This is a genomic window from Paenibacillus sp. HGH0039, assembly GCF_000411255.1.
Classification (GTDB): domain Bacteria; phylum Bacillota; class Bacilli; order Paenibacillales; family NBRC-103111; genus Paenibacillus_F.
The window spans coordinates 961,456-977,911 of the sequence record NZ_KE150413.1; the positions used below are offsets into that span (position 1 = coordinate 961,456).

15 protein-coding genes and 1 pseudogene are annotated in these 16,456 nt (G+C 52.1%); 11 read left to right on the plus strand and 5 right to left on the minus strand.

Annotated elements, in window-relative coordinates; translation table 11 throughout:
* Positions 1–9 precede the first annotated feature (9 nt).
* Both HMPREF1207_RS18640 and HMPREF1207_RS18645 read left to right on the plus strand, forming a co-directional pair.
* The gene (locus HMPREF1207_RS18640) at positions 10–1,071 is read left to right on the plus strand and encodes a glycoside hydrolase family 18 protein (RefSeq protein ID WP_009677158.1); all 1,062 of its coding nucleotides are present in this window, start codon (positions 10–12) and stop codon (positions 1,069–1,071) included.
* A gap of 53 nt (positions 1,072–1,124) precedes the next feature.
* Positions 1,125–1,946, plus strand: coding sequence for an alkaline phosphatase family protein (locus HMPREF1207_RS18645; protein ID WP_009677128.1), 822 nt, complete (start codon positions 1,125–1,127; stop codon positions 1,944–1,946).
* Between the two features lie 276 nt (positions 1,947–2,222).
* On the opposite strand, the gene HMPREF1207_RS18650 is transcribed toward HMPREF1207_RS18645, so the two are convergent.
* The 3 genes from HMPREF1207_RS18650 to yhbH form a co-directional block, all read right to left on the minus strand.
* Positions 2,223–2,867 carry a hypothetical protein gene (locus HMPREF1207_RS18650; RefSeq protein ID WP_009677119.1) on the minus strand — a complete coding sequence of 215 codons (645 nt, stop codon included), beginning with the start codon at positions 2,865–2,867 and terminating at the stop codon, positions 2,223–2,225.
* Positions 2,868–3,079: 212 nt separating this feature from the next.
* Positions 3,080–4,510, minus strand: a complete 1,431-nt coding sequence (locus HMPREF1207_RS18655) for a SpoVR family protein (RefSeq protein ID WP_009677157.1) — start codon at positions 4,508–4,510, stop codon at positions 3,080–3,082.
* Entirely contained in the window at positions 4,507–5,667 is a 1,161-nt protein-coding gene (gene yhbH, locus HMPREF1207_RS18660; protein WP_009677120.1) for a sporulation protein YhbH, read from the minus strand. Before yhbH ends, HMPREF1207_RS18655 begins: the two co-directional genes overlap by 4 nt.
* Before the next feature lie 198 nt (positions 5,668–5,865).
* Between yhbH and HMPREF1207_RS18670 the strand changes: the two genes are divergently transcribed.
* From HMPREF1207_RS18670 to HMPREF1207_RS28845, 3 genes and pseudogenes are all read left to right on the plus strand, one after another.
* Positions 5,866–6,159: a Dabb family protein gene (locus tag HMPREF1207_RS18670; RefSeq protein WP_009677155.1), complete on the plus strand. Its 294-nt coding sequence runs from the start codon at positions 5,866–5,868 to the stop codon at positions 6,157–6,159.
* 121 nt (positions 6,160–6,280) lie between these two features.
* Entirely contained in the window at positions 6,281–7,189 is a 909-nt protein-coding gene (locus HMPREF1207_RS18675; RefSeq protein ID WP_009677147.1) for an aldo/keto reductase, read from the plus strand.
* Positions 7,190–7,218: 29 nt separating this feature from the next.
* Positions 7,219–7,338: pseudogene (locus HMPREF1207_RS28845) on the plus strand (cell wall hydrolase); the annotation flags it as partial.
* 201 nt (positions 7,339–7,539) lie between these two features.
* Here the strand turns inward: HMPREF1207_RS28845 and HMPREF1207_RS18680 are convergent.
* Both HMPREF1207_RS18680 and HMPREF1207_RS18685 read right to left on the minus strand, forming a co-directional pair.
* Positions 7,540–8,577 (minus strand): metallophosphoesterase family protein, encoded by a 1,038-nt coding sequence (locus tag HMPREF1207_RS18680; RefSeq protein WP_009677122.1) that lies wholly within the window; start codon positions 8,575–8,577, stop codon positions 7,540–7,542.
* Positions 8,578–8,677: 100 nt separating this feature from the next.
* Positions 8,678–10,141 carry an aminotransferase-like domain-containing protein gene (locus HMPREF1207_RS18685; RefSeq protein ID WP_009677146.1) on the minus strand — a complete coding sequence of 488 codons (1,464 nt, stop codon included), beginning with the start codon at positions 10,139–10,141 and terminating at the stop codon, positions 8,678–8,680.
* A gap of 142 nt (positions 10,142–10,283) precedes the next feature.
* Between HMPREF1207_RS18685 and HMPREF1207_RS18690 the strand changes: the two genes are divergently transcribed.
* The 6 genes from HMPREF1207_RS18690 to HMPREF1207_RS18715 all read left to right on the plus strand — a co-directional run bounded on the left by HMPREF1207_RS18690 (position 10,284) and on the right by HMPREF1207_RS18715 (position 16,417).
* Entirely contained in the window at positions 10,284–11,609 is a 1,326-nt protein-coding gene (locus HMPREF1207_RS18690) for an MFS transporter (protein ID WP_016423881.1), read from the plus strand.
* 261 nt (positions 11,610–11,870) lie between these two features.
* Positions 11,871–12,830, plus strand: a complete 960-nt coding sequence (locus HMPREF1207_RS18695) for a hypothetical protein (RefSeq protein WP_009677165.1) — start codon at positions 11,871–11,873, stop codon at positions 12,828–12,830.
* 15 nt (positions 12,831–12,845) lie between these two features.
* Entirely contained in the window at positions 12,846–13,097 is a 252-nt protein-coding gene (locus HMPREF1207_RS18700) for an acyl carrier protein (protein ID WP_009677159.1), read from the plus strand.
* A 41-nt stretch (positions 13,098–13,138) separates the two neighbouring features.
* On the plus strand, positions 13,139–14,833 hold the full coding sequence (locus HMPREF1207_RS18705; protein ID WP_009677138.1) for an NAD(P)/FAD-dependent oxidoreductase: 1,695 nt from the start codon (positions 13,139–13,141) through the stop codon (positions 14,831–14,833).
* 21 nt (positions 14,834–14,854) lie between these two features.
* A complete protein-coding gene (locus HMPREF1207_RS18710) occupies positions 14,855–16,129 on the plus strand; it encodes a cation:proton antiporter (RefSeq protein ID WP_009677170.1) in 1,275 nt (424 codons plus the stop codon).
* A gap of 30 nt (positions 16,130–16,159) precedes the next feature.
* Entirely contained in the window at positions 16,160–16,417 is a 258-nt protein-coding gene (locus HMPREF1207_RS18715; protein WP_009677174.1) for an acyl carrier protein, read from the plus strand.
* Positions 16,418–16,456: the final 39 nt, after the last annotated feature.

A 16,456-nucleotide genomic window follows, 5' to 3' on the forward strand; every position in this document is an offset into this window, starting at 1 on the left:
AAAACCGCAATGAGCAAACCTTATGTAGTAGCGGGCTATGTCGCCGATGCCGGACTCCCGGACGTAACCGGGGAAGATCTCGGCAAGCTGACCCATTTGAATGTGGCTTTCGGCCATGTTCGGGAAGATGAAATCCGGATCGATCATCTTGCCCATCTGGATGAGCTAACGCGTTTTAAAACCGTCAATCCGGAGCTCGTTCTGCTCCTGTCTGTCGGCGGATGGGGAGCGGGCGGATTTTCCGAAGCGGCCTCCACCGAGGAAGGCCGGAGACGGATGGCGCAGTCCGCCGTGAATATCCTCCTGGCGCATCCGTTCGACGGGATTGATCTGGACTGGGAATATCCCTGCTACTCCGCCGCAGGCATCCAGTCGAGCCCCGAGGACAAACGGAATTTTACGCTGCTTCTGCAAACGATCCGGGAAGCGATAGACGAACAGGGACGCAAGGACGGACGCCGTTACCTGCTGACGATCGCGGTGGGGGCCGACCAGTATTATCTGGACGGTACGGAGATGGACCAAGTGCACCGGTATCTCGATTTTCTTCAGGTGATGACATACGACATGCGGGGCGGCTTCCAGGTTCTCACGGGGCACCATACGAATCTTTACAATTCTACGGGGGATCTGTTCCGCATCAGTACGGATACGTCGATTAACCTGTACCTCGGTGCAGGCGTACCCCGCGATAAAATCGTGGTCGGAGCCGCTTTTTATTCCCGTCAATGGGAGAAGGTGCCGGATACGGCCAACGGGCTTCACCAGATCGCCGGAGGCTCGGGCGGATACGGTCCGGATTATACGACGCTTGCAAACGACTACATCAATAAAAACGGCTATGTCCGGTATTGGGACGAGGAAGCGAAAGCGCCTTACCTGTTCAACGGCAGCTCGTTTATCACCTACGACGACGAGGAATCCCTTCAGCATAAGTGCCGGTATGTCGAGGAAAAAAACTTGGCCGGCATCATGTTTTGGGAGTACGGCTGCGATAAAACCCGCCGTCTGCTGGACAGCCTGCACCAGGGCATGCATAAAGCGGTTGACAGCGCTTCAAAACCCTTTTAAAATCAAAACAACATGAAATCACATAAAGCCACACAAAAGAAGGTGAACCGCGTATGGCAAAAACGATTGTCCTTGTACTGGACGGACTGCGCTACGACGTCATGCTCTCATCCATGGGTTATTTGAATCATCTTGTCGAAAAGTCGCAAGCGGCTCTGTACAAGGTTAAATCGGAGCTTCCGAGCCTTTCGAGGCCGCTTTACGAGGTGCTCCTGACAGGGACGCCCAGCTACATAAACGGAATTACGGCCAACCATGTCGTCAGGCTGTCCCGCTTTCCGAGCGTCTTTCATCTGGCCCGGCAGCAGGGCTTGACGACAGCCGCGGCGGCTTATCACTGGGTGAGCGAGCTGTACAATTCGGCGCTGTTCGATTACGTGGCCGACCGCATTCAGCACGACGAGAGCAAGCCGATTCAGCATGGCATGTTCTACTATGAGGACTCTTATCCGGATTCCCATCTGATCGGGGATGCCGAGTATTTGCGCAGGACGTATGACCCGGACTTTCTATATGTTCATCCGATGAACATCGACGATGCGGGCCACAAATTCACGTCCGATTCCGCCAGATACCGGGGCCAGGCTCTGCATATGGACGGACTGCTTGCCGTTCTCCTGCCCGTTTGGATGGAGCAGGGCTATCAGATTCTCGTGACATCCGACCACGGCATGAATGAAGACGGACATCACGGCGGGACGGGCGACGCGGAGCGGGATGTCGGCCTGATCGCGATCGGGGACCGGTTCACGCCGGGCGTGTACACGGACAGTTACCTGCCCCAGTTGGCGATTGCTCCTTTGATCTGCTCCCTGCTCGATGTTCCGGTGTCCTCCCATATGTCGGACATTCCGGTGACCGGCTTCCGCAAGTAGGCGGGAATTTTCCCGCGCTTCGGGCGCCGTAAACGAACCTGCCTGAACCGGTTTATAACCGGGACAGGCAGGTTTTTGTTTGGCAGGCTCGGAGTCAGGCGCGACTTACAGTTTAAAACGTGCTGACTCATAAGCCTAACTAGGCTTAACTGCAATAGGTTGGTGGCGAAGAACAAGGCGGGGTACGTGAATGCCGCTGCGCACGCCAGACGCGAACCGCAGCAAAAAATCCTGCCTGACCGAGGCCCTTATGCCGTTGGTCAGACAGGCTGACTATCACTTTTTTTGTCTGCGAGGAATTGTAAGCAATCCGATTAATAATAAAATACCGCCGGTAATCGCGATGGCTATTGGGATAACTGTGGCAAGAGGGTTACCAGAAGCATAGTTGATATCAGAGTAATATCCTATCATAGGGGCACCGCTATTCTTTATTAAATAAATATCTAAAGGATCGTTAGAAGGATTCTCATTCGTCACATGTTTTGCAGTCATTTTTTGTTGATTATCAATGTAACATATGGTCCAACTGGCTTGATCCTTCATTGTTTGCACAATTGCAACCCAATCATTTTTATTGTTGGATTCCTCATTTTTGTGGATAGTGAGTACATTCACCCAAACCCCGCGAGTATAATTTCCGTCTTTTGCAGGTGCAACATCTGTTGATCCAGGTAGTTTTTCTCCATTCAACAATATTTCTACATGTATAAAATCGTCCTTAGGTGTATCAATAACTTTTATATTATTGTTATTTATCTCCAAGGAATTTTCAGTGACATCATGTTGAGTTATCGTATAAGTCGTGTTCAACGAGTGTTGAATTTTTTTCTCTTTATACATTAAATATAACGGATTACTAGTAGCCAAAATTATCATTACACCCAGTACAATTAGAAATATGGAAGAAAATTTCTTCATAAAAACAGCCGCCTCTATTAACTAGCATAAGGATGTTAGTAATTTCATCGTAACCTATGTATTTGGAGGATAGTAGTTCTATTTTTAATAGGTCTTAATTGTTCGGACGCGAACCGCAGCAAAAAATCCTGCCTGACCGAGGCCCTTATGCCGTTGGTCAGACAGGCTTTTATTGACCGGACAACGGCTGTTCCCTCGCCGTCCAATCTCTTTTACATGAACTTCCGGTGGCTCTTCTTCCCGTCGTACGAAAACAGCACCGCTTTGTCCTCCACCACGCTTTGCAGGTAGACGGGTTTGCCCCACAGCCGGTACAAGTACGGCAGCGTTTTTTCCACGTATTTCAGGTCGAGCTCGACGCCTTCGTACGAGTGCCGCAGGTAAAGCTCGCCGTTGCGTTGGTAATCCCCGTCGTACACTTCCAGATAAGGAAAGCCGCCGTTAACCCGGGAATATACCAGCTGGTCCCGGATGTTTTTCCAGGTCTTGTCGGTGATTTTCCATTCCGGCCCTTTTTTCTCGAACACATACAGATCCAGGTCTTCGACCAGCTCTTTGGTCATGTAATTGCGGATAAAAGACGTGTCCGAATCGAATTCGCGGACCTCGTAAATTTTGTTCCGCCCTTCGCCGCCCCGCCGTCCGTACTTTTCCCGTTCTTCCTCTTTCGGATTGTCCCAGCGCTTCTCGATATCCTCGAAGATTTTGAGCCCGAGGTAGTAGGGGTTAAGCGTATGCCTGGACGGCTGGACTACGCCCGAATTCAGCTTGGAGTACTCGATCGTCTCCTCCTCGGTCAGATCAAGCTCGCGCAGAATGCGTTGATGCCAGTACGAAGCCCAGCCTTCGTTCATGATTTTGGTCTCCATCTGCGGCCAGAAGTAGAGCATTTCGTCGCGCATCATGGTCATAATATCGCGCTGCCAGTCCTCCAGGTGGGGAGCGTTCTCTTCAATGAACAGGAGAACGTCCTTCTCCGGCTTCGGCGGAAAACGGACCGGCCGGCTTTCTTCTTCATCCGGTTCCGGGTCCTGCCGCTCCAGATCCCACAAGTCTTCGTAGCCGGTTTTCGGTCTGCCGTTCCTGCCGAGCTTGTCGTTCTCCTTGTCGTCCTGTTCCTCCGGCTTCCTGCGTCCCGGCGTCGTCAGGCTCGGATCGACGTGCTCCTGCACGGCCAGCACGCAGTCCAGAAACTCCTCGACCCGCTGGGTCCCGTACTCGATCTCGTATTGGCGCACGCGCTCGGCGGTAGCCGACATGCTTTCCACCATATTGCGGTTGGTGCGGGAGAAACGCGCGTTGTTCTTGAAAAAATCGCAGTGAGCGAGGACGTGCGCAACGATCAGCTTGTTCTGGATCAGCGAGTTGCCGTCGAGCAGGAAAGCGTAGCAGGGATCGGAATTGATGACCAGCTCGTAAATTTTGCTGAGCCCGAAATCATATTGGGTCTTCATCTTGTGGAAAGTTTTGCCGAAGCTCCAGTGCGAAAAGCGGGTCGGCATTCCGTAAGCCCCGAACGTATAAATGATATCGGCGGGGCATATTTCATAGCGCATCGGATAGAAGTCGAGGCCGAAGCCTTCGGCCACTTCCGTAATTTCCGCAATCGCATGTTCAAGCTGGCGTATTTCGTCCGGTGTCAAATGAGTTCGCCTCCCTCGGTACGGGGTGTGAAGAAGGATCGGAGCGCCTTGTACACTTCGGATTTTTCCCGGATGATGTAATGCATAAATTTCGGGTGATGAATATTGCGGTAAGCGGACATGAGCGTCGAACTCCGGTTGTACTGGTTGACTTCGCCGTAACCGAACATGTTGGAACGTTCTAATAACTGTCCGATCAGCTTCACGCAGCGTTCGTTGTCCGAGGTGAGATTGTCGCCATCCGAGAAATGGAACGGATAAATGTTATACTGCTCCGGCGGATACCGGGAGTCGATGATGTCCAGCGCGGCCTGGTATGCGGAAGAACAGATCGTGCCGCCGCTTTCGCCTTTTGTAAAAAACTCCTCCTCCGTCACTTCTCTCGCTTCCGTATGATGGGCGATGAACACGATCTCGACATGCTCATACTTCGTCCGCAGAAAACGCGTCATCCAGAAGAAAAAGCTCCGGGCGATAAACTTTTCGAACGATCCCATGGACCCGGACGTATCCATCATGGCGAGGATGAGAGCGTTGGAATGGGGCTTTTCCACTTCGTTCCACGTTTTGAAACGCAGATCGTCCGGCGAAATGCCGTGGATGCCGGGATCGCCCTGCGTGGCGTTGCGCCGTAAATTTTCGAGTATCGTCTTCTTCTTGTCGATGTTGGACATGATGCCTTTCTTGCGGATATCGTTGAAAAGCACTTCCTTCACCGCGAAATTTTTCTTATCTTTGCGCTGCAGGAACGGCAGTTCCAGCTCCTCGAAAAGCAGAGCCTGCAGCTCCTCGAACGAAACCTCGGCCTCGTAATAATCCTCGCCCGGCTTATCGCCGGCTCCCTCGCCTTTGCCTCCTTTGGAGGAAGGCTGGGGATCTACGCCGAGAACGTCGCCGACTTGACTGTCGCCGTCGCCCTGTCCGACATGCTTGCTTTTCTGGTAGTTATATCGGAACCGGTACTCGTCGAGTGAGCGGATCGGGACTTTGACAACCTGCTTGCCGTTGGACAGAATGATGCTCTCATCGGACACGATGTCGGGCAGATTCTGTTTGATCGCATCGCGGACTTTTTCCTGGTGTCTCGTCTGGTCCTGGTAGCCTTTGCGGTGAAGTGACCAGTCCTCTCGGGAGACGATAAACGAAGAGTCTGTCATGATGGGCACCTTCCTTGTGGAATATGGGGCACAGTTTGGCCTGTTGTTAAGTAAGTATATTCACGGAAAGGGACGATATGTGATCGGGAGCGAGATAAAATGTGAGGAAACGGGAATATGCCTGCAGCCGCGCCGGGTTAGCATTAAAAAAACGATATGGTATACTGAAAGCATTACGATTGGAAAAGAGGGAATCCATTGATCGATCATATCGTGCTTGTAAAATTCGGCGAATCCACGACGCAGGAGCAGCTTCAGGACGTTATCGCCCGATTTAAAGCGTTGAAGAACCACCTGTCCGGCGTCATTGACCTGCAGGCGGGCCTTAATTTCTCAACCAACAACCAGGGGTACCAGCTGGTCCTTTCCGTCCGCTTCGAGAACCAGGAGGCGCTGGAAGCTTACGGGCCTCATCCGGAACATCAAGCCGTCGCCGCTTATATCCGCGAAGTCGGCCGTGTGGACAGCATTGTGGTTGATATCCGCATCTGATCGGGGAGCGGACCCGAAGATATAAACGTACATACGAAGCCGTGTGCCGGATGGGTGCCGGCTTCCTTTAATAGGATAGGAAGGCGTTCCGAATACAAACAGAGGAAGGAAGAATCCGTTTATGAAAAAGAATCGTCTGGGACAATCCGATCTGTTTATAAGTGAAGTGGGGCTCGGCTGCATGTCTCTCGGGACGGAGGAAAAAAGGGCGGTCGAACTCGTCCGCCGGGCTCTGGATCTGGGCGTAACGTTCCTCGATACGGCCGATTTGTACGACGAGGGCCGCAATGAAGAGCTCGTCGGCAAAGCCGTCCGCGGACGCAGGTCCGAGGTTGTGCTGGCGACGAAAGTGGGCAACCGCAGAGTGCCGGGCCAAGAAGGCTGGACGTGGGACCCGTCCAAAGCGTATATCAAATCGGCAGTGAAAGACAGCCTGAAGAGGCTCCGGACCGATTACATCGATTTGTACCAGCTTCACGGCGGTACGCTGGAGGACCCCATCGACGAAACGATCGAGGCTTTCGAGGAACTCAAGGAGGAAGGGCTCATCCGCCATTACGGGATCTCTTCTATCCGGCCGAACGTTATCCGCGAATATGTGAAGCGCTCCGGCATCGTCAGCGTAATGAGCCAATACAGCATCCTGGACCGTCGGCCGGAAGAAGAGGTGCTGCCCCTGCTTGAGGACAAAGGCATCAGCCTGATTGCCCGCGGCCCGGTAGCCCGCGGCATTCTTACCGCAAGCGGAGAAGAGAAAGCCGCTCAGGGCTATCTCGATTACAGCCCGGAAGAACTGCCGCAGGTACGCAGGCAGCTGCTTGAGGCGGCCGGCCCCGGCAGGGACCCCGGCCATATGGCCATCCGCTACGCGTTGTCCCATCCGGCGGTAGCCGCCGTCATCCCGGGGGCCAGCTCCCTGGAGCAGCTCGCGCACAACGCGGAGGCGGCAGCGGCGGTCCCGTTGTCCGCGGAAGAACTGGAGGAGATTCGCCGGATCTCCAAGGCTTCCCGCTACGCGCAGCACCGTTAGGAACAACTGCTAACAGGCAATGCGGGAATCAACCGCCGGGCGACTGTCCGCCGACCTGGTATAATCAGCCTCTTGTCGGACGCTACAAGCTGCACTGCTTTTATGAGCCGACAGCGGAAGAGTGCGATAACGTGTACAACACGTTCTGATTTCATCCCATAAAAAAAGCCCCTGCGCACAGAGGGACCCAGCGGAAGCCGTCCGGGAATGTCATTCCCGGACGGCTTTTTGTTTGGCCGGGAATCAAGTGCGAGGGGAGCTCAATAACGCCGGGTAACGGCCGGACACCGGGGTTTATGCCGGTTCCGGCCTGTCTGCGTCTGCGGCGGGGCCTCTCCGGCGGGACGGGATCAGTCCGCCGATTTTTTGAGCGGAACGGTCCAGTCCGCCGCGCCAATCCAGCTAGCATTGCTGAACTCCCGGCCGCGTACGCGAACCTCGTGCTCGTAAACCTGGATGTACATTCCCTGAGACAATACTTTGGAGCGGCTGCGCCCTACAGTGGAGTTGCTGAACCAGTGAAAGGTGGCGTGGCGGGTATAGTGGTTGGCCGTAAAATCGCGGTGCGTGTGGCCCGAGAATACGAATACGTTGGGATAAGGGGCAAGAATAGCGCGAAGCTCGTTGGCCCGGATTACCCGGTGAGTGCCGCCGTCGGAGCCTTCCTGCGGAAGAGGCTGGTGAATCATGACGAGAACAGGGAGATGTTTCTCCAGTTTCGCCAGCTCGGTTTTCAGCCAGGCCAGTTGGGCATCCGAGTACCAGGCTCCTTCGCCAACGTCCGGTTTTTCCTGCACGTAGGCTTCCTGGGACAGCAGGAACACCGGAATCCCGCCGGTTTCAAACTTGCCGTAAGGGCGCTCGGTTTTCATAAAAGCCTGAAACCGCTGCCTCGACTGCGCATCCGTTTTACCGTTAGGCTGCGTTTCCGTGGCGAAGCTTCCTTTGCCGTCAATCCAGATGTCGTAATAGTCGTGGTTGCCCATGTTGGCGTATAACGGAGGCAGCTTGAAGCCGCTGAGCACGCCTTTGAGCTGCTTATAATCGTTATCCGAGCCGTACTCGGTCAGATCTCCTCCCAAAATAAGCGCATCCCCGGGATGCTCCGGCTTCACGAGATCGGTAAGCGCTTTCTTGAGCTTGTCGGAGGTCGCTGAATCATAAGGGGTGACGTGCAGGTCGCTCAGCAGCCAGAGTGATGCGAGGAGCTTTCCCGGGCCGGCAGGCATTGAAGCCGGAGTCCCGGATGGTCCGGGGGAAGCGGTCTTCAACCCCGAACCCAGTTCCTTGGAAGCGCCGCGGGTAAAAAAAGAGTAGAAAGCGGCGGCGCCGAGAGAGGCCGCCGCAAAAGCACCCGCAAGGGAGCGGAGAAATTGCCGTCTGTTCATGTCTCACTTCCGTTCGGAGATAGTGGTGCCGGAGCACGTAGTCTCCCTACTCATACGGATTACGGGCAAATCGGTTACACCTGCGGCGAGGAAAATCAGGCTATAGAACCGCTTTTTCGAAAACACGCCGTATTCTGCGGATTCCCTCGACGATCTCGTGTTCCCGGATCGAGGCGTACGTGAGTCTGAAAAATCCCTTTTTCATGCCGTAAATGCTTCCGGGCCACAGCATGACGCCTTCCTTTACAGCTAAATCGACCAATTGCTTGTCTTCCAAAGGCAGATTGAGCTTGAGCCAGACGTAATATCCCCCCGGTGCGTTATGATTTCCGCCGAAAACGGATACGTACGGAGAAAGCTCGCTTTGCAGTGTGCTGAGCATGGTGTTTCTTCTTGCCGTCAAAGCTTCGCGGATGGAGATCAGGGATTGAACGGACGAAGGGGAGGTCATGTAGAGCTGCGCGAGCCGTTCTCCCGAATGACTGGAGCTGTAACCCATACGGTTTTTGGTCTCGGCGAGTTTGTCGATTACCGGAGGGGGAGCCACAATCCAGCCGGTTCGCATGCCGGGTGTTGATATTTTGGACAACGTTCCGAGGTAGATGACGATCTTATCCCCTTCGGGCGACGCTTTTAAAGGCGGAACGGGCGGCGAGCCGGACAGATGAAGCAGGCCGTACGGATCGTCTTCCACGAGCGGAAGCCGGAGCTGTTCGCACAGATCGATAAGTTTGGCGCGGCGGGCCGGACTGAGCGTTGTGCCTGTCGGGTTCTGGTAGGTGGGGTTCGTAAAAACCATGCGGATGTTGTGCTTGTGAACCAGACGCGGCAGTTCGTCCGGGATCAGGCCGTGTTCGTCTACGGGAAGCGGGAACATGCGGATACCGGATGATGAGAAAACCTGCATCGCATAGATGTAGGAAGGCCCTTCGAGAGCGACTGCGTCTCCGGGCTGGAGAAGAGTGTTGGAAATGAGCTGGAGCGAATGTTTCACTCCTGATGTGACCAGGATGCTTTCGGGAGAAGCGGAGATGCCGGACCGGGTTTTCATAAAATCGGACACGACGGCGCGCAAGGACGGTTCCCCCCGCTTATCCGAAAAATAGCTGTAGGCCTGCGTGTAGTCGATTTGGGCGGCGAGTTCGCCGAGCAGACCGAGCGGCATCAGATCCGGGGACAACTCCCCTTTGATCATATTTACGATACCGGGTATGGATGCGGCTTCGCCGATTTTGTCGGTTATGGCCGCGTTGGGATTGAAGAAACGCCGTCCCAGATAATGATCCCAATTCGGCGCGGTCTGGACGGTAGTTTCCCAGAGGCTTTCGCTGACCCGGGTTCCGCTGCCCTGTACCGAATAAACAAGTCCGGTGGCCCGGAGTTCTTCGTATGCGGCCGATACGGTGCTCCGGTTGACGGACAATTGGAGCGCAAGTTCTCTTTCTGTCGGAAGTCGGGTGCCTGGCGAGAGCTCTCCTTTTAAGATCTGTTCCTTGAAATACGTACAAATTTGACGAAATATAGGGGTATGATCATAGGGCCGCGGTTTCCAGCGCATATTCATGGCTAACCCTCCTTGTTTCGTTTATTATACCGCATGAGGGGATTGGATGGGGAAAAAAACTGGGATTGGCTGGTGTGTCTACATAATTTAGGCGATATACTGAACTTACTCGCTACTACATGACGAGGGTGAAAGGAGTTAGATGCGTTTGCTGTTCAAAGAGAAAAAATATGCCTGGTTTCTGCTGGCATTCTTATGGGTATTCGGTTTTGTCGGATCTTTGGGCAGGTTCGTCATGGCCTATTACCAGAAGGACATTTCGGAAACGCTGGGCGTAGGACGAAGCTTTCTGGGCGCCACCTGGTCAACGGCCATTTTTATCGGGGCAATCAGCGCTCCGCTCGGCGGCTGGCTGATCGACAAAATCGGCTACAAGAAAGTCATGATTTATACGGCGATCGCCAACCTTCTTTCGCTGGCTATCGTCCTGCTTTTCCGGAATCCCATCGGTTACTTCCTCGGATTCGGATTGATTACAGGCATAGCGGGCATAGGAGCCTCGGCCAGCTATGTGTTGGTCGCGAACTGGTTCAAACATCACCGCGCCAAAGCGTTAATGATCATTGGCAGCGCGGGCTCGCTCGGATTGGCGGTGCTTACTCCCGTCCTTGTCAGCAACAAGAGCTGGCTGACCTGGACAACGGTGTACACCGTGTTGTTTATTATCTCGCTCGCGTTTATTCCCTTGATTTTATTGATTGTCCGTTCCAACAAAGAGGCGCCCGAAGAAGAGGCGCCGGCAGCACCCGTACAGGACTCATCGTCACCTACAAATAAGGAACCCGGTGAAGAACAGCCGCCGGCTCCCGCAGAACCTGTCTTTTCCCTGAAGAAAATGTCGGAAGGCTTCAAGTCTTTCATGGTTTACCTGACCCGCCCGGTTATGCTGGTCATTATGTTCGCGCTCCTTACCTGCGGAATCAGCATGGGCACCGTCGAAATGAACCTGATGGCCATTCACCAGTTGGCTCACGTGTCGGATGGGATGATGTCCTCGTCCCTTAGTCTGCTCGGACTTCTGGAGCTGGTGGGAGGAGTCACGTTCTCCTTTCTTCTGGATTACATGCCGCGTGTCAAAGCACTTGCTTACTTATATTTCTTCCGCATCGCGGGTTTCGCGGTCCTGTTCTTCCACTTCGATTATTCCCCTATTCTCTTCTCGCTGATTTTCGGAGCGACATACCTGGGCGCCGTGCCTGGCGGTATTCTCGTTGCCGGAGAAGCACTGAATGAAGGGAAGAAACAAATCGGCCTGCAGACGGGTATTCTCCTGCTCATTCATCAGTTGGGCGGAGTCGTTGCAGCCATTGCCGGCGGCCTCAACTATGACCTTGCGAATGACTATCAGTTCCTGATCGCGGTCAATGTCGTTTTCAGCTTAGTCGCTTCCGCGGGATATTTTGTTCTTTACCGCAAAGGAATCGGGACCAAGAAAGCTCCTGTTCTTACCGGTGAAGTCGGCGCCTGATAGGAAACTTTCAAGAGAGGCGGGAAACTGCTCCCGCTTCTGCTTGACCGGCAGTCTAAGTCCGGCTTGACGTTTTCCTTACTTTTTGAGTTCGTGATTCGATATTTCTGTGCCGTCGGTATTTTTCGCGGTGTGCACTGGAGATATATAGTCTATGAGACAACATGAGAAGGTGAAGAAAGCGAGGTGTCGGCATAGGCAGTCCTTTTTTTTAAGCACAAATTGGATATTAATAGAAAACTAAGGAGTTGATTTTAAAATATGAAAATAATACCAAGATACGATGAAGATTTTTTTAACTGTGTGGAAAGTCATTACGTCAGCTATTGGAAAGCAGAAGGCATCCCGGTTGAATATATGTTTTACGGCGCCTTGGAGGATACCGGTAACGTCTATGAGCATTTTGTCGCAAAAAGGGACAACCGCTGGCTTTTCCACGATAAAAAACACGTTTTGGACGATATTCATCATTTCGGCCTGACATTACGCCAGGAGAGAATCGAAACGTTCCAAGAAGCGGAACCGAAAATTATCGAAGCGCTGGATGAGGGGAAAATCGTGTTTTTCTTCATCGACGGGTACTATTTCAAACACCGCACCTTTACTTATCTCCAAAAGCATGAACCCCACTGCATGATGATTTCCCAGCTCAGCCACGAGGGCGGAAAGAAATGGTTTATTCAAGATCACTCCCAGCCGGATTTCTTCGACTACTACCCCCATGAAACGGTTGAAAAAGCCTATGACGATAACCCCACAGAACAATTTGTGAAAGAAATCATGATTTTCGACATCGACCGCGAACGGGCGGCCAATCCTGAACTGGATCAAATCAAAGCGAAATTCGAGCTCTGGGTCCACGAATGCCGCGACGATTTTAAAATTTACCAGCAGACTATCGACTTTCTGGAAGTCAACCGTGAAGACATCTCCAAGGTAGAAGAAGAACTGGAGGCATACCAGAATGCGTTTTTCTTCCTTTACAGCTCCCGGCTGCTGTTCAGCCGATTCCTCGATGTCATGAACATTGAAACCTCCATCCGCGAATCTTTAAATGAAAGCATCCAATTGACCGACCGAATCCGCAAGCTGATTACCAACTACAAAATCTTGGGGAAAATCAGTGTTCCCAAAATTACGGAAGCATGCGGCAAACTCTACGAAATCGAGCCTAAAATGATCCAGACTCTTAAAGAAGAGCTGCTGGCACAGAAAATATAGGAGGAGTCAACTTTTATGAATCCAATCGAGCACAAAATCAGAGAAATTCTTACACAGGCGGACATTGCCGTCGACCAGATCGGAAGCAATGACGATATGACCACAATGGGGCTTAACTCGTTAACCCTGATTAAATCCATGCTGGAAATCATTAAATTTTACGATCTCGAAATCGATGAGGAAAGCGTGGAATTTTACAACATCAAAACGATTCAGAACATGGTGGACTTCGTGTCCGCGAATGTGGCCGAGAAAGCTAACGCTTAACAAAAAACGGGATTTTAAATAGGGAAGGGGCATTTATTTTAATGGAAAAAACAGCAGGAACAGCAGCACACTATGATGTGATCGTAATCGGGGCGGGAATCGCGGGAACGATCCTGTCCGCCATATTGGCCAGACAGCAGCTCAACGTGCTCGTCATCGATGCGGCCACTCATCCGCGTTTTGTGATCGGGGAATCCATGATTCCCGCCACATCTTTTATGATGCGGATTATGGCCGAGCGCTACGATGTGCCGGAAATCATGCACTGCAGCACACTGCCGTTTGTTCAAAATCATATCACATCGAATTCCGGAACAAAACGCAATTTCTCGTTCTTCTATCACCGTGAGGGAGAGGACCAGAATCCGAAGGAAAGCACGCAGTTGCCGGTGCCTAATATCCCTTACGGACCCGAGGCTCATTTGTTCAGACAGGACACCGATGCCTACATGATGGCGGTGGCCATTAAATACGGCGCCAAAGTGAAGCAGAAGACGATGATCTCCGATATCGACATTCACGAGGATGGCGTAAACATCAAAACGACGGCGAACGAAGAGTTCAGCGCCAAGTATATCGTAGACGCGAGCGGCTTCAACTCCGTATTGGCGAAACGTCTCGGTCTGCGCGAAGAGCCGTCGCGGATGAAAACGAAATCCCGTTCCATTTTCACCCATATGGTAGGCGTAAAACCGTTCGACGAAATTACAAATAAGGACGAGCACAAGCTCCCGAATCGGATTCATAACGGTACGCTGCATCATATTTTTGACGGCGGCTGGCTGTGGGTCATCCCGTTCGACAACAACGCGAAATCGACGAGTATTCTTTGCAGCGTAGGTCTTCAATACGACCTGAATCGCAATCCGGACAACGTTTCGAACAAAAAGCCGGAGGAAGAATTTGCCGACTTCCTCGAAGCTTATCCCGATGTCAAAAAACAGTTCGAAAATGCTAAACCGGTAAGAGAATGGATTTCCAGCGGAGGCCGGCTTCAATATTCCGCAAGCAAGGTTATCGGCAAGCGCTTCTGTCTGCTGGCACACGCTTCCGCATTTATCGACCCGCTGTTTTCCAGGGGCCTTGCCATTACGACGGAGACGATCAACTCGCTTGCCCAGCGCTTAATCGACGCCGTGAGAGAAGACGACTTCAATGAAGAGCGCTTCGAACCGGTTTCCCGTATCATCCAGCAATCTTATGACACGAACGACCGCCTCGTTTCCTGCTCGTACACCGCTTTCCGTGATTTTAACCTCTGGAATGCCTGGTACCGCGTATGGGCGCTCGGACAAGCTTTTACTTCCCTTCGTCTGACTCAAGTCCTCTCCAAATTTTACAAAGAAAGAGACTTGCAAATCCTGCTTGATATCGAGAAAGCTCCTTTCATCGGCTCCTTGTGCGTGGATTTTGCGGAGTTCCAGCCTCTGTTTGAAAAGGTAGCTTCGACGGTGGAAGCGGTCCGCGATCATGGGCTTTCTACGGAAGAAGCGACCAAACGGATTTACGGTTATTACGAAGAAGTGCAGAGCTTCATTCCGGAGCAGTACGAATTTTTGAACCCGGAAAGACGCTTTATTTCCAAAATGGATATGCTTTCCCTCTATGAAGTCGTCATGTGGGGTGCGCAGCAGGCGCCGGATACGATCCGTAAGCTGTATTTCGATATCGACGAATCTTTCCTGAAGGGAACGAAGGAGCCGGCTTCCAATGAGGTTCCCGTTGCGACGGTATAACATGTCGGGAGGACGTAAATCATGCATCTTCTTCTCAATGTAATAGTCGCTCTGATTCTCATTCTTACGTCTGCGCGGATTATGGCGAGAGTGGCGGTCATGCTGAGATTTCCTTCCGTAATCGGGGAGATGGTAGCGGGGATTCTTCTGGGACCCACCTGCTTCATGTATTTCTTTCCCGAGATCAGCAAATCGGTATTTAATGCGGATGTCGGCAATGCGATCTACATTTTAAGCAATTTCGGCTTGTGCCTGTACATGCTGCTCGTCGGTATGGAGATGAAAGGCATCGACCGGAAATCGTTCCGGCAGGCCGGCTTGCTCGCTTCATCGGGAATTATTCCTCCCTTTCTGCTTGGGGGAGGAATCTCCCTCTTCCTGTATGCGTCCCTTGCGCAGCAGCAGATTACCCAGCTCGAATTTTTCCTGTACATGGGTGTCGCTTTATCCATTACCTCGATTCCTATGCTGGCGAGAATCCTCGAAGAGGAGAAGCTGCTTCAGTCCCGTTTCGCCTCGCTTACTCTGCTGGCGGGAAGTATAGACGATGTGATCTCTTGGTGTATTCTGGCTGTTGTCATCGTCATGGTACAAGCCAAAAATATGTTCTCGGGAATATCTACTCTGTTGTACACCGTTCTATTCGTTCTGATTGTGCTGTTTGTCGTCAAACCGCTCATGGAACGCTTTGGCGCAAAGGTTCAGAAAGCCGGTTTTTTGTCGCACGGAGGATTGGCTTTAGTGCTGTTATTGACTTTGGGCGCGAGTTTCGTCACGGAATACATCGGCATTTATGCTGTCTTCGGCTGTTTTATTCTGGGACTGGCCATGCCGCGAAGCGAAGTGTTTCTCAACGAAATGAACTTCAAAATCAGGGACATTACCGTCGTCTTTTTTCTCCCGCTTTATTTCGCCTATTCGGGTATGAAGACGAATCTGCTGGACCTGTTCAGCGCCGATATGCTGTTTCCGTTCCTTATCCTGCTGCTTTTCTCCATTCTGGGCAAATACGGCGGATGCACGCTTTATATGAGAAAGATCGGATTCAGCTGGAGGGAAGCATCCGCAGTCGGCGGCTTGATGAATGCCAGAGGTCTGATGGAGCTGGTCGTCATCAACATAGGGATGACTTACGGAATTATTACGCCTAAGCTGTACGCCATGCTCGTACTGATGGCGCTTGTTACTACCGCTCTCGCTATGCCGATCTATTATTTCTCCATGGGGACCAAGTCTCGTGCGGCTTCGGCGGTATTCCCTCCTAAAGTCCAGTACCGTACAGAGGACGGGGGATAGGAACATCAATCTGAAGAAGGTGGGAAAACGATGAATATTCAAGACAAAATCAAACAATTTATTATGGAAGCCTCGGACGGAAATGTGACGCCGGAGGATCTGGAAAGAGTGGGCGACGACATCGGAAGATTGGGACTCGACTCCCTGGCGAAGATCAAAATCGTCGTTCTGCTGGAAGAAGCTTACGATATTGAAACTGAAGTGGAGGAAATCAGTCCGGAAGTGCTCAATTCCATTTCCCGTCTGGCGGAATTCATCGAGCAGGAAGTCCAGAAAATTTCTGTATAACGCTCTTTAATCATTCTTCAACCGGAAGGGGACTAAAAT